The organism is Streptomyces sp. NPDC043876 (assembly GCF_056435825.1).
Genome location: NZ_JBWKDV010000014.1, coordinates 152444 through 166569, shown reverse-complemented (window position 1 = coordinate 166569; position 14126 = coordinate 152444). Strand labels below are relative to the sequence as shown.

At 70.7% G+C, this 14126-nt stretch carries 10 protein-coding genes; 1 reads left to right on the top strand and 9 read right to left on the bottom strand.

Going from position 1 to position 14126, the window contains the following annotated elements; genetic code table 11:
- Positions 1 to 54 precede the first annotated feature (54 nt).
- From AC0693_RS33975 to AC0693_RS33935, 9 genes are all read right to left on the bottom strand, one after another.
- A complete protein-coding gene (locus AC0693_RS33975; protein WP_356412897.1) occupies positions 55 to 666 on the bottom strand; it encodes an anthrone oxygenase family protein in 612 nt (203 codons plus the stop codon).
- Between the two features lie 176 nt (positions 667 to 842).
- Entirely contained in the window at positions 843 to 2261 is a 1419-nt protein-coding gene (gene ahcY / locus AC0693_RS33970; protein WP_478803902.1) for an adenosylhomocysteinase, read from the bottom strand.
- Positions 2262 to 2267: 6 nt separating this feature from the next.
- A complete protein-coding gene (metF, locus tag AC0693_RS33965) occupies positions 2268 to 3320 on the bottom strand; it encodes a methylenetetrahydrofolate reductase [NAD(P)H] (protein ID WP_478803901.1) in 1053 nt (350 codons plus the stop codon).
- A gap of 33 nt (positions 3321 to 3353) precedes the next feature.
- A complete protein-coding gene (metH, locus tag AC0693_RS33960) occupies positions 3354 to 6854 on the bottom strand; it encodes a methionine synthase (protein ID WP_478803900.1) in 3501 nt (1166 codons plus the stop codon).
- The gene (locus AC0693_RS33955; RefSeq protein WP_469319136.1) at positions 6851 to 7831 is read right to left on the bottom strand and encodes a carbohydrate kinase family protein; all 981 of its coding nucleotides are present in this window, start codon (positions 7829 to 7831) and stop codon (positions 6851 to 6853) included. Before AC0693_RS33955 ends, metH begins: the two co-directional genes overlap by 4 nt.
- A 113-nt stretch (positions 7832 to 7944) precedes the next feature.
- A complete protein-coding gene (gene metK / locus AC0693_RS33950; RefSeq protein WP_356407669.1) occupies positions 7945 to 9168 on the bottom strand; it encodes a methionine adenosyltransferase in 1224 nt (407 codons plus the stop codon).
- Between the two features lie 216 nt (positions 9169 to 9384).
- Complete coding sequence (locus AC0693_RS33945; protein ID WP_478803899.1) at positions 9385 to 10344, bottom strand: aromatase/cyclase; 960 nt, start codon at positions 10342 to 10344, stop codon at positions 9385 to 9387.
- A 166-nt stretch (positions 10345 to 10510) separates the two neighbouring features.
- Complete coding sequence (locus AC0693_RS33940) at positions 10511 to 10783, bottom strand: phosphopantetheine-binding protein (RefSeq protein ID WP_356407665.1); 273 nt, start codon at positions 10781 to 10783, stop codon at positions 10511 to 10513.
- Positions 10784 to 10958: 175 nt separating this feature from the next.
- Positions 10959 to 12464: a multicopper oxidase family protein gene (locus AC0693_RS33935; RefSeq protein WP_469336983.1), complete on the bottom strand. Its 1506-nt coding sequence runs from the start codon at positions 12462 to 12464 to the stop codon at positions 10959 to 10961.
- Between the two features lie 230 nt (positions 12465 to 12694).
- Between AC0693_RS33935 and AC0693_RS33930 the strand changes: the two genes are divergently transcribed.
- Entirely contained in the window at positions 12695 to 14122 is a 1428-nt protein-coding gene (locus tag AC0693_RS33930) for a pyridoxal phosphate-dependent decarboxylase family protein (RefSeq protein ID WP_469319140.1), read from the top strand.
- Positions 14123 to 14126 lie beyond the last annotated feature (4 nt).

The following is a 14126-nucleotide window of genomic DNA, read 5'->3' as shown; positions in this document are numbered from 1 at the left end:
AGCGGTGCCCCGGCCGACGGTCCCGGCCGGGGCACCGCTCGCTCGCGGGGCGCTTCAGCGGGTGGCGCGCCCGTACAGGACCAGTGCCCGGGAGAGGGCCGTGAGGGCGACCGTGCACAGCAGGGTGCGCACGATGTTGGTGGAGACCCAGGTGGTCTTGAACTTGTCGACGATCGAGAAGTCGGTCATCTTCGCCGCGTCACCGGCGTCGGCCAGCTCGTTGTTGAGCGGGATGTTGACGCTGAAGGTGATCAGGAGGACGACGAAGTAGGCGACGGCCGCGGCGGCGACCCACATCGCCACGTTGCGGCGCCCCTTGCGGAACTCGATGATCACCGAGACGACCGCGACGACGAGCGCGAGCATGAAGGCCATGCCGAAGACCGGGCTGCCGTCGATGACCGAGTTGAAGTTCTGCATCGCCGTGACGTACGTCTTGTCGTCCGCCTCGGCCAGCCCCGGCATCACCGAGACGTCGAAGGCGAAGAACAGACCGGCCATCAGGCCGACGAGGACGGTCGCGACCAGGAGCAGGACCGTGGGCAGCTTGCCGCGCTCGGCGGCCGCCGCCGGTGCGGGCTGACCGGGGTACGGCTGCCCGGCGTACGGCGGTTGCTGCGGCTGCTGCTGGTACTGGTTCGGGCTACCGGCCGGATTGGGGTTCATGGGTGTGTCCTTCGGGTGGTGGTCGGGGGTGCTGCCTGCCCTCGGCTCGGACATCCGATCGTGGCATCCCCCGCGACCCCCGGCCATGGCGTTTCCACCGGCCCTCCAGCGTTCTTCGAGGGCCGGTGGCGGATTCTGTTCGGCTGCGCGTGCGGCTGCGCGTGCGGACGCCGCTCTCAGTAGCGGTAGTGGTCCGGCTTGTAGGGGCCGTTGACGTCGACGCCGATGTACGCGGCCTGCTCGGGCCGCAGGGTGGTGAGCTTGACGCCGAGCGCGTCGAGGTGGAGCCGGGCGACCTTCTCGTCCAGGTGCTTGGGCAGCACGTAGACGTCGATCGGGTACTCCTCGGGCTTGGTGAACAGCTCGATCTGGGCCAGGGTCTGGTCGGCGAAGGAGTTGGACATGACGAAGGACGGGTGACCGGTGGCGTTGCCCAGGTTCAGCAGGCGGCCCTCGGACAGGACGATGAGGACCTTGCCGTCGGGGAACTTCCAGGTGTGGACCTGGGGCTTGACCTCGTCCTTGACGATGCCGGGGATCTTCGCGAGGCCGGCCATGTCGATCTCGTTGTCGAAGTGGCCGATGTTGCCCACGATGGCCTGGTGCTTCATCTTGGCCATGTCGGCGGCCATGATGATGTCCTTGTTGCCGGTCGTGGTGATGAAGATGTCCGCGGTCTCGACCACGTCTTCCAGACGGGCGACCTGGAAGCCGTCCATCGCCGCCTGGAGCGCGCAGATCGGGTCGATCTCGGTGACGATGACGCGCGCGCCCTGGCCGCGCAGCGACTCGGCGCTGCCCTTGCCGACGTCGCCGTAGCCGAAGACCACGGCCGTCTTGCCGCCGATGAGGACGTCGGTGGCGCGGTTGATGCCGTCGATCAGGGAGTGGCGGCAGCCGTACTTGTTGTCGAACTTCGACTTCGTCACCGCGTCGTTCACGTTGATCGCGGGGAACAGCAGGGCGCCCTCGCGGTGCATCTCGTACAGCCGGTGGACACCGGTGGTGGTCTCCTCGGAGACGCCGCGGATCTCGGCGGCCAGCGCGGGCCAGTCGATGGCGCTGCGTCCCAGCAGCTCGAAGACCAGCCGCAGCTCCTCGTTGTCCGCGGTGGCGGGGTCGGGGACGGCGCCCGCCTTCGCGAACTCGACGCCCTTGTGGACCAGCAGGGTCGCGTCACCGCCGTCGTCCAGGATCATGTTCGGCCCGGAGTGGCCCGGCCAGATCAGGGCCTGCTCGGTGCACCACCAGTACTCCTCCAGCGTCTCGCCCTTCCAGGCGAAGACCGGTATGCCCGCCGGGGCCTCGGGGGTGCCGGTCGGGCCGACCGCGACGGCGGCGGCCGCGTGGTCCTGGGTGGAGTAGATGTTGCAGGACACCCAGCGGACCTCCGCCCCGAGCGCGACGAGGGTCTCGATCAGCACGGCGGTCTGCACGGTCATGTGCAGGGAGCCGGTGATGCGGGCACCCGCGAGCGGCTGCGAGGGGGCGTACTCCTTGCGGATCGACATCAGACCGGGCATCTCGTGCTCGGCCAGGGTGATTTCCTTGCGGCCGAACTCCGCGAGCGAGAGGTCTGCGACCTTGAAGTCCATAGGGGTCTACTCCGTGATGGTGGTGGCTGGGGTGGTCGAAGCGGCCGACGTGGGTGGCGTGGCCGGGGTGGCCGCGGCCTGGCGTACGTCCAGGTCCAGGTTCTGATGGATCTCTAGAGTCGCGGTGGACTTGTTGAGGGTGATGTAGTGCAGGCCGGGCGCCCCCTCGGCGAGCAGCCGCTCGGCCATCCGGGTGGCGTACTCGACGCCGATCCGGTGGCCGTCGCCGGGGCTGTCCTGGGCCGCTTCGAGGCGCTGGGCGAGGTCCGCGGGGAAGCGGGCGTCGCTCAGTTCGGAGAAACGCCGGATCTGCCGGACGTCGGTCGCGGGCATGATCTCGGGGATGACCGGGGTGAGGCAGCCGACCGAGCAGAGCCGGTCGCGCAGCCGTAGGTAGTCCTCGACGTGGAAGAACATCTGGGTGATCGCGTAGTCCGCGCCCGCCCGGCACTTGGCGGCGAAGTGGCGGATGTCCTCGTCCCAGGAGGGCGAGCGGGGGTGCCGCTCGGGGAACGCCGCCACACCGACCGTGAAGTCGCCCAACTGCCGGATCAGCGTGACGAGTTCATGGGCGTGGGCCAGCCCGTCGGGGTGCGCCGTCCAGTCCCCCTTGGGGTCGCCCGGCGGGTCCCCGCGCAGGGCCAGGACGTCGCGGATGCCCGCGTCGGCGTACTGCCCGATGATGTGGCGCAGCTCGGCCACCGAGTGCCCGACGGCGGTGAGGTGGGCGACCGGGCGCAGGGTGGTCTCGGCCGCGATGCGCTTGGTGACCTCGACGGTCCGGTCGCGGGAGGAGCCGCCGGCGCCGTAGGTGACGGAGACGAAGGAGGGGGCGAAGGACTCGATCCGGCGGATGGCGTTCCACAGGACGCGTTCTCCGGCGTCCGTCTTCGGCGGGAAGAACTCGAAGGAGAAGCTCTGCCGGCCCTGGGCCAGCAGTTCGCGGACGCCAAGCGTGGCCGGGGCGGACGTGCGGGGGCGCTCGGCGGTGGCGGTGGCGGTGGCGGTGCCTGTGGCTGTGGCTGGGGCGGGCGCGCTGGCGGTGAGTGTGGCCGGCATGTCTGTCTCCTCTCGAATCTCTCGGTGCGTTCCTCAGCGTGCGTTGAAGTACTTCGCTTCGGGGTGGTGGATGACGATGGCGTCGGTGGACTGCTCGGGGTGGAGCTGGAACTCCTCGGAGAGGTGGACCCCGATGCGTTCGGGCTGGAGGAGGTCGGCGATCTTGGCGCGGTCCTCCAGGTCGGGGCAGGCGCCGTAGCCGAGCGAGAAGCGGGCGCCGCGGTACTTCAGGTCGAACATGTCCTCGACCTTGGCGGGGTCTTCTCCGGCGTAGCCGAGTTCGGCGCGGACGCGGGCGTGCCAGTACTCGGCCATGGCTTCGGCGAGCTGGACGGACAGGCCGTGCAGTTCGAGGTAGTCGCGGTAGGCGTCGGCGGCGAACAGTTTGGCGGTGGCCTCGCCGATCCTGGACCCGACGGTGACGACCTGGAGGCCGATGACGTCGGTCTCCCCCGACTCCTCGGGGCGGAAGAAGTCGGCCAGGCACAGCCGGCGGCCGCGGCGCTGGCGGGGGAAGGTGAACCGGGTCCGCTCGTTGCCCTGCTCGTCCAGGATGATCACGTCGTCGCCCTTGGACACGCACGGGAAATAGCCGTAGACCACGGCCGCTTCCAGCAGGTTCTCGGTGTGCAGCTTCTCCAGGAGCCCGCGCAGCCGCGGCCGGCCCTCGCTCTCGACCAGCTCCTCGTACGTCGGCCCGCCCGCGCGGGCCTGCTTGAGCCCCCACTGGCCCTTGAACAGGGCGCCCTCGTCCAGCCAGGACGCGTAGTCCTTCAGCGGGATCCCCTTGACCACCCGCGTCCCCCAGAACGGCGGGACCGGCACCGGATTGGTGACGGCGACATCGGACCGTACGGAGCCCAGCTCGGGGACGTCCTCGATAGCGAGCTCCGGCGCCGCTTCGCGCTTGGCGACGCGGCGCTGCTTGAGGGGCGGGAGCTGCGCTCCGGCGACGCCCCGCTTGATGCCCATGAGGGCGTCCATGAGGCGCAGGCCTTCGAAGGCGTCGCGGGCGTAGCGGACTTCGCCTTCGTAGATCTCGTGGAGGTCTTGTTCGACGTAGGCGCGGGTGAGGGCGGCGCCGCCGAGGATGACGGGGTAGTCGGCGGCGAGTTTGCGCTGGTTGAGTTCCTGGAGGTTCTCCTTCATGATCACCGTGGATTTGACCAGCAGGCCGGACATGCCGATCACGTCCGCGCGGTGTTCCACCGCCGCTTCCAGGATCGCCGAGACCGGCTGCTTGATCCCGATGTTGACCACGTTGTAGCCGTTGTTGGACAAGATGATGTCGACGAGGTTCTTGCCGATGTCGTGAACGTCGCCGCGGACCGTGGCCAGCACGATCGTGCCCTTGCCGTCCGCGTCCGTCTTCTCCATGTGCGGCTCCAGATAGGCCACCGCCGTCTTCATCACCTCGGCCGACTGGAGCACGAACGGCAGCTGCATCTGACCCGACCCGAACAGCTCACCGACGACCTTCATCCCCTCCAGCAGGGTGTCGTTGACGATGTCCAGCGCCGGACGCGAGGCGAGGGCCTCGTCCAGATCCGCCTCCAGGCCGTTCTTCTCCCCGTCGATGATCCGCCGCTGCAACCGCTCGTCCAGCGGCAGCGCCAGGAGCTCCTCCGCCCGCCCCGCCTTCAACGACTTCGTGTTGACCCCCTCGAAGAGGGCCATCAGCTTCTGCAGCGGGTCATACCCCTCCGCACGCCGGTCATAGATCAGATCCAGAGCGGTGGTGACCTGCTCCTCGTCGAACCGCGCGATCGGCAGGATCTTCGAGGCGTGCACGATCGCCGAATCCAGACCCGCCTTCACACACTCGTCCAGGAAGACCGAGTTCAGCAGCACCCGCGCCGCAGGGTTCAGCCCGAAGGAGATGTTCGACAGGCCGAGGGTGGTCTGGACGTCCGGGTGGCGGCGCTTGAGCTCGCGGATCGCCTCGATCGTCGCGATCCCGTCCCCGCGCGACTCCTCCTGACCCGTGCAGATCGTGAAGGTCAGGGTGTCGATCAGGATGTCCGACTCCCGGATCCCCCAGTTCCCCGTCAGATCCGCGATCAGCCGCTGCGCGATCGCCACCTTGTGCTCGACCGTCCGCGCCTGACCCTGCTCATCGATCGTCAACGCGATCAGCGCCGCACCATGCTCCTGCGCCAGCCGGGTGACCTGCGCGAACCGCGAATCCGGCCCGTCACCGTCCTCGTAGTTCACCGAGTTGATCACCGCACGCCCGCCCAGACGCTCCAGACCCGCCTTGATCACCGGAACCTCGGTCGAGTCCAGCACCACCGGCAGCGTCGACGCCGTCGCGAACCGCCCCGCCAGCTCGTCCATGTCCGCCACACCATCACGGCCGACATAGTCCACACACAGGTCCAGCATGTGCGCGCCCTCACGGATCTGGTCCCGGACCATCTCCACACAGTCGTCCCAGCGCGCCTCCAGCATCGCGTCCCGGAACTTCTTCGACCCGTTCGCGTTCGTCCGCTCACCGATCGCCATGAACGCCAGATCCTGCCGGAACGCCACCGTCTGGTAGAGGGACGAGGCACCGGGCTCGGGGGCCGGCTCCCGCACCGTCACCGCCGCGCCGCGGATCCGTTCCACGACCTGGCGCAGGTGCTCGGGCGTCGTGCCGCAGCAGCCGCCCACGAGCGACAGACCGTACTCGCGGACGAACGACTCCTGCGCGTCCGCGAGTTCTTCGGGGGACAGCGGGTAGTGGGCGCCGTCCTTGGTCAGGACGGGCAGGCCGGCGTTGGGCATGCAGGACAGGGGGATACGGGCGTTGCGGGCGAGGTAGCGCAGGTGCTCGCTCATCTCCGCCGGGCCCGTCGCACAGTTCAGCCCGATCATGTCGATGCCCAGCGGCTCCAGCGCGGTCAGCGCCGCACCGATCTCCGAGCCCAGCAGCATCGTCCCGGTCGTCTCCACCGTCACCGAACAGATCAGCGGAACCGACACGCCCAGCGCGTCCATCGCCCGCCGCGCACCGATGACCGACGCCTTCGTCTGGAGCAGGTCCTGCGTCGTCTCCACCAGCAGCGCGTCCGCGCCACCCGTCAGCAGACCCTCCGCGTTGATCTGGTAGGCGTCGCGGATGGTGGAGTAACGGATGTGGCCCAGGGTCGGCAGCTTGGTGCCGGGGCCCATGGAGCCCAGCACCCAGCGCTGCTGACCGGTCGAGGCGGTGAACTCGTCGGCGACCTCGCGCGCGATCCGCGCACCCGACTCCGACAGCTCGAAATTGCGGTCGAGGATCTCGTACTCGGCGAGCGCGGCGTAGTTGGCGCCGAAGGTGTTGGTCTCGACGCAGTCCACACCGACCGAGAAGTACGCCTCGTGCACCGAACGCACGATGTCGGGGCGCGTCGCGTTGAGGACCTCGTTGCAGCCCTCCAGCTGCTGGAAGTCCTCCATGGTCGGGTCCTGCTCCTGGAGCATCGTGCCCATCGCGCCGTCCGCGACCACCACCCGGGTGGCCAGCGCCCGGCGCAGGGCGTCCGTGCGCTCCTGTGCGTTCGTGGTCATGACAGCCGTCCCAGTTGCGGTGCGAGCAGGTCGGCGGTGCGCTCGCCGTACACCGCGCGGACGGTGTCGAGGAGGGCCGCGGGGCGGACCTCGTACGACTGGGAGCCCACGGCGGCGAGGACGAGGGCGGACATCGCGCAGCCCAGCTGCGCCGCGGTCTCCAGCGGCAGGTGCCAGCTGACGGCGGCGAGGAAGCCGGAGCGGAAGGCGTCGCCGACGCCGGTCGGGTCCTCGGGGGTGATGCCGGGGACGGCGCGCACGGTGATCGTCGGATCGCCCTTGCGGTCGATTCGGACGCCTTGGGCGCCGAGGGTGGTGACCCAGGTGCCGACCCGGTCGAGGACGTCGGTGTGGCTCCACTCGGCGCGTTCGCGCAGCAGGGCGGACTCGTACTCGTTGGTGAACAGCCAGGCCGCGCCGTCGACCAGGGTGCGCACCTGAGGGCCGGAGAGCCGGGCGAGCTGCTGGGAGGGGTCGGCGGCGAAGGGGATGCCCAGGGTGCGGGCCTGGTCGGTGTGGTGGACCATCGCGGCCGGGTCGTTCGGGGAGACGAGGACCAGGTCGAGGGGGTCGCTCGCGTGCAGGGCGCGCAGGTCGATCCGGTCGGCCTCGGCCATGGCGCCCGCGTAGAACGAGGCGATCTGGTTCGAGTCCTGGTCGGTCATGCACATGAAGCGGGCGGTCTGGCGGTCGTCGGAGACGTGGACCGCGCTGGTGTCGACGCCGTGTTCCTTGAGCCAGACCTCGTATTCGGCGAAGTCGGCGCCGACGGCGCCCGCGAGGAGCGGGGCGAGGCCCAGCCCGCCGAGCCCGTAGGCGATGTTGGCCGCCACTCCGCCCCGCCGGACCTCCAGCGTGTCGACGAGGAAGGACAGCGAGACGTGTTCCAGCTGGTCGGGGAGCAGCTGGTCGACGAACCGGCCCGGGAAGGCCATGAGGTGATCTGTGGCGATGGATCCGGTCACCGCGATACGCACGTGGACTCCTGTGAGCTGATCTCGATGTCGGCGGGGCGAAGGGGTGGGTGGAGCTTGGGGCCAAGCGGGGGGGTGAAGCGGGCGGCGCGAGGGGGCGGGGCGGCGGCCGGGGCTCAGAGGCCGGCGGCGGCCTTGAGGGCCTCGGCCCGGTCGGTGCGCTCCCAGGTGAAGTCGGGGAGTTCGCGGCCGAAGTGGCCGTAGGCGGCGGTCTGCGCGTAGATCGGGCGCAGCAGGTCGAGGTCGCGGATGATCGCGGCGGGGCGCAGGTCGAAGACCTGGGCGATGGCCTCCTCGATGCGGTCGGTGGGCACGGTGTGCGTGCCGAAGGTCTCGACGAAGAGGCCGACGGGCTCGGCCTTGCCGATCGCGTAGGCGACCTGGACTTCGCAGCGGGTCGCGAGACCGGCGGCGACGACGTTCTTGGCGACCCAGCGCATCGCGTAGGCGGCGCTGCGGTCGACCTTGGACGGGTCCTTGCCGGAGAAGGCGCCGCCGCCGTGGCGGGCCATGCCGCCGTAGGTGTCGATGATGATCTTGCGGCCGGTCAGGCCGGCGTCGCCCATCGGGCCGCCGATCTCGAAGCGCCCGGTCGGGTTCACGAGCAGCCGGTAGCCCTCGGTGTCGAGCTTGATGCCGTCCTCGGCCAGCTGCGCGAGGACGTGCTCGACGACGGACGCGCGGATGTCGGGGGTCAGCAGCGCGTCGAGGTCGATGTCGGCGGCGTGCTGGGTGGAGACGACGACGGTGTCGAGGCGGACGGCCTTGTCGCCGTCGTACTCGATGGTGACCTGCGTCTTCCCGTCCGGGCGCAGGTAGGGGATCGTGCCGTTCTTGCGGACCTCGGACAGGCGGCGGGACAGCTTGTGGGCGAGGTGGATCGGGAGCGGCATCAGCTCCGGGGTCTCGTCGCACGCGTAGCCGAACATCAGGCCCTGGTCGCCGGCGCCCTGCTTGTCCAGCTCGTCACCCTCTTCACCTGTGGCGGCACCCTCGACCCGGCTCTCGTACGCCGTGTCCACGCCCTGGGCGATGTCCGGCGACTGGGCGCCGATCGACACCGACACCCCGCACGAAGCACCGTCGAAGCCCTTGGTGGAGGAGTCGTAGCCGATCTCCAGGATCTTCTCGCGGACGATGGCCGCGATCGGCGCGTACGCCTGGGTCGTCACTTCACCGGCTATGTGGACCAGGCCCGTGGTGATCAGCGTCTCCACGGCCACCCGGGAGGCGGGGTCCTCCCGCAGGAGGGCGTCGAGGATGGCGTCGCTGATCTGGTCGGCGATCTTGTCGGGGTGGCCCTCGGTGACGGACTCCGAGGTGAACAGGCGGCGGGACATGTCACTCCTGATGGCTGGTGGATACGGACGGTCGGGTGCGGGTGCGGTGCGCGAGTGCGGGTGCGGGCGGTCGGTCGGCGGACGGGCGGAGGTGGTCGGCAGAGGTGTCCCCCATCGATCTTGTGCCAGGGGGAAGGGGGAGGCGAGCCGTGCCCGGATACCCCCGACACGTTCGTGACCTCGATATCTGACGGGGCGTCAGTTCAGTGGTGGCCCTCAGAGGCTGCGGATCGCGGACTCGGCATGCTGCTTGGCCTGTTCGAGGACGGCCGCGCTCTCCCGGCCGAGCGCCGCGCGCACATGTGCGCGCGCCCGGGACACGTCGGCCCCCGGCCCCAGGACCCGCTCGGCGTCCGCCGCGCGCAGCAGCACGCTGTGCTGCGCGATCACCGTCACGCCCGTCTCGTCGGGCAGCACCGACCACTCCCCGGTGTGCGCCTCGATCAACGGCGGTGTCCTCGTCTGCTTGTGGACGATCCGGGCGGCGTGCGGGAAGCAGATCCGTACGGACTCGGTGACCTGCAGCGGCCTACCGCTCTCCGGCCGGGTCTCCATGCGGACGTACTGCACCCCGGGGACGTCCTCGCGGACCTCGGCGCGGGTGACGTGCGGGACCCGGCCGGGCCAGTCGGCCACCCCGTACAGGAAGTCGTAGACCAGCTCGGCCGGGCCGCGCACCCGGACGGAGTCCTCGAAGCCGAGCAGCAGCCCGTCGATTTCGCGCCACCGCTCCGCGTTCTCCTTGAGCCGTTCCAGCTCGGCCCGGCTGTTGGTGTCGGTCGCGAGCAGCAGCCACGCGACGTCCCCGGGCGGGCCGGTGGCCACGGTGAACTCGTGCTCCAGGCGCAGCCTGCTGCGCCCGGCGCCGCGGGGTTCGACCGTCCAGGTCCCGGCCATGGCGACGGCGGGCGCGGCGGGGAGTTCCTGGCGGAACTCGATCCGCTTCCGCGCGCTGTCCAGGGTGCGGTGCGACAGGGCGGACCTGACGCCGCCGTTGGCGGTGAACCACATCCGGAACCGGTCGCGGACCCCGTCGAATTCGAGCCGCTCGACATGGACGCTCGACGCCACGATCAACGGCCACTGCGTGGTGTCCGCGATCAGCCCGTAGACCACTCCGGCCGGCGCGGTCACGTCGATCTCGTACGACGCGCGGTGCACTCGCTCACCCGACATCGGCTCCGCCTCCCTGACCTGTGCCCCGACCCTCCTCCCCGCCGCCGGAGGGCTGCCGGAAGTCCGCTTGAGGACGGCTCCGGACGGGCCGCGACGGCTCCGGGCGCGGATGGCCGGTTCTCGACGGTGCCGGGAACCCTGGCGGCGCCCTTGGTCCCGGCCCCGGTCACTGGCCCTGCTCGATCCGGGCCGACACTGCCTCGGCCAGGGCCAGGGCCGTGGGGGTCTCGTAGATCTGGCGCAGCCTGAGCTCGACGCCGTAGGTGCGGGAGAGCTGGAGGAGCATGTGGTGGGCCGCCAGGGAGTCTCCGCCCAGCTCGAAGAAGCTGGCCTCCAGCGGCGGGTCGGTGATCTTGAGGAGGGTGGCCCAGACCGCGCGTACCTCGTCCAGGACCGTGCGTGCGTCGTGGGGTGTGAGGAACGTGAGCGAGGTGGTCATTTTCGATCTCCTTGCGGAACGTACGGACACATGTGGAGTCATGGGGGACACGGCTGGACATGGTCTGTGCCCGTCACTCTCCCGGCCCGCGCTCGTCCGGCCCTTGAGGGCACGTCGAGCCGGGCTGCGGCGGCGCGGCCCGCGCGGCGGGGGCCTGCGGGGGGGGGGACCCCGGTCAGCGGACGCGGAAGTTCGCCATCATGCCCATGGCCGAGTGGTCCAGCAGGTGGCAGTGGTAGACGTACGTCCCGCGGTACGAGGCGAAGGTGGCGTGCAGCTTCACCGTCTCCCCCGGGAAGAGCCGGACGGTGTCCTTCAGTCCGGCCTCCGCCGGTCCGGCCGGGGCCCCGTTGCGCTCCAGGACCCGGAACTGGACCAGGTGCATGTGGAAGTTGTGCGGGATCAGCTTGTTGGCGTTGGTGACCGTCCAGACCTCCGAGGTGCCGTGGGCGACGGTCTGGTCGATGCGGTCCGGGTCGTAGGCCTGGCCGTCCATGAACCCCCGCGGTTCCTGGCGCCCGTCCTCGTCCATGCTGAGCACGATGGAGCGCTGCACCGCGGGCTTCGGGAGCGCCGCCAGGGCCGGCAGCGTGCGCAGGGTGTCCGGGACCCGGCTCGGGTCGGCCGCCGTCCGGACGACGTCGAAGCGCAGCACCTTGCCGACCTGGTCGGGGGTGCCGGGGCCGAGGGTGTTCTCCAGGACGATCTGCGTGCCGACCGGGTAGCGGGAGAAGTCGATGACGACGTCGGCGCGCTCCGCCGGGGAGAGACCGACGGTGTCGGTCGGGAAGGGGTGTTCGAGGAGCCCGCCGTCCGAGCCGATCTGGACCATCTGGCCGCCGTCCGACAGCTTCAGCTGGAAGAAGCGCATGTTGGAGGAGTTCAGCAGCCGGAAGCGGTACTTGCGGGCGGCGACCTCGACGTACGGGCTCGGGCGGCCGTTGGCGAGGATGGTGGTGCGGCCGAAGGCGTCGTCCATGACGTAGACGAGCTGGCCGTAGGCGTCGAAGTGCGCGTCCCGCAGCGCGATGGGTATCTCGTACTGCCCGGCGGGCAGCGGCAGCGCGCGTTCCGTGTCGTCCGAGAGCAGGTAGGAGGCGGACAGGCCGCGGTAGACGTGCTCCGACTCCATGTGGTGGGCGTGGTCGTGGAACCAGAGCGGGGCGCCCGGCTGCTGGTTCGGGTAGGTGTAGGTGCGCGAGGTGCCCGGCCCGAAGGTGTCCATCGGGGAGCCGTCGTTGTCCTGGGTGACCGAGCCGCCGTGCAGGTGGACGGCGACCGGCATGGAGAGCGTGTTGCGGTGGCGCACCACCACCTTGCGCCCGCTGCGGGCGCGCAGGACCGGGCCGGGGAAGCAGCCGTCGTACGTCAGGACCTTGGCCATGCCGCCGGGCAGGATCTCCCGTGACACCTCTTTGATCGTGACGGCGTAGGTGTCCTGGCCGCCGGCGGTCGACACCGGGGTCAGCACGGGCAGGACCGGCATCCGCACCGAGAACGGCGGCGGTACCGGTACGGCGACCGGTCTCGGCTGGACGGCGCCGGCCGCGCCCGCGGCGTCGGTGGGGGCGGCGGCCTGCGCGGAACCGGCGTCGAGCACCGGCGTCAGTGCGCCGGTGGTGATCAGTCCGGCGCCGGCCGCGGCCAGGGCGCCGCCGAGCACGCTGCGTCTGGTGACCATGCGATGTCCTCCTGGAGGGGGTGGGTTCGGGGAGTGGATTCGGGGGCGGGCACGGGTGCCGCGCGGCGAGTGCACCAGACGTCCCTCGTCCATCACTGGAGCCCAGGTGGGGTGCGGCCGTCCGGCGTTGCGCGGGGCTTGCGAGGGCTCCGTATATCTGCTCGTGCGTACGTGGGACCGCGTACGCACGACGCGTGCCGCAGAGCGCGGCCACCCGGGGGAGGCCCACCGTGGACCTGAACGATCTGCACGATCTGCGCGACTGGCTGCCGCGCGCCCTCGGGGTCGCCGAACGGTGGGGCGGCCAGTTCGGCCCGTACGAGACGCACGGCGCCCACCGCGTCGGCCCCGACGCCTTCGACGAGGCCTTCGAGCGCCTCGCCAAGCGGATGGACCACAACTATCCGTTCTTCCACCCGCGTTACGCCGGACAGATGGTCAAGCCCCCGCACCCGGCGGCCGTCGTCGGCTATCTGACCGCGATGCTGTTCAACCCCAACAACCACGCCGCCGAGGGCGGGCCCGCGACGACGGAGATGGAGCGCGAGGCCGTCGCCTCACTGGCCGCCATGTTCGGCTTCGAGGCGCACGTCGGGCACCTGACCACCAGCGGCACCATGGCCAACCTCGAAGCGCTGTACGTGGCCCGGCAGTTGCACCCGGACAAGGGGATCGCGTACAGCTCCGAATGCCACTACACGCACGAGCGGATGTGCCACGTCCTGGGCGTCGAGGGCCACCGGATCCCGGCCGACGGGCACGGGCGCATCGACCTCGGCGCGCTGGAGGACGCCCTGCGCACCGGGCGGATCGGGACGGTCGTCGTCACCACCGGGACCACCGGGCTGGGGACCGTCGACCCGGTCCACGAGGTGGTCGCGCTCGCCCGCCGGTACGGGGCCCGCGTGCACGTGGACGCGGCGTACGGCGGCTTCTACGCCATCCTCGGGCGGGCCGGGGCGGAGGGCTTCGACCCGCGGCCGTGGCGGGCCATCGCGGAGTGCGACTCGGTGGTCGTGGACCCGCACAAGCACGGCCTCCAGCCCTACGGCTGCGGGGCGGTGCTCTTCCCCGACCCGCGCGCCGGACGGCACTTCGCCCACGACTCGCCGTACACCTACTTCACCGACGCCGACCTGCACCTCGGCGAGATCAGCCTGGAGTGCTCGCGGGCGGGGGCCGCGGCCTCGGCGCTGTGGCTGACCCTGGAGCTGCTCCCGCTCACCCCGGACGGCTTCGGTTCGATCCTGGCCGCGAACCGGCGGGCCGCGCTGCGCTGGGCCGATCTGATCACCGACTCGGCCGAGCTGGAGCTGTACCAGCGGCCCGACCTCGACATCGTCACCTACTTCCCGGCGACGGCGGACGGATCGCTGTCCGCGATCGACGCCGCCTCGGACCGGCTGCTGCGCGACGGCATGACGGCGGAGGCCGACCCGGTCTTCCTCAGCGTGCTGCGCGCGGACGCCGATGCCTTCGTACGGCGCCACCCGGCCGTGGTCCGCGACGCGGACGCGGCGCGCATCGTGCGCAGCGTCCTGATCAAGCCCGAGTCGGAGCACTACCTCCCGACCCTGCACGCCCGCGTGTCGGCGCTCGCCGCGCACGGCCGCGTGCCGGCCCCGGCCGTTCGCGGCCGTGCCACCCGCACCCTCTGACCGG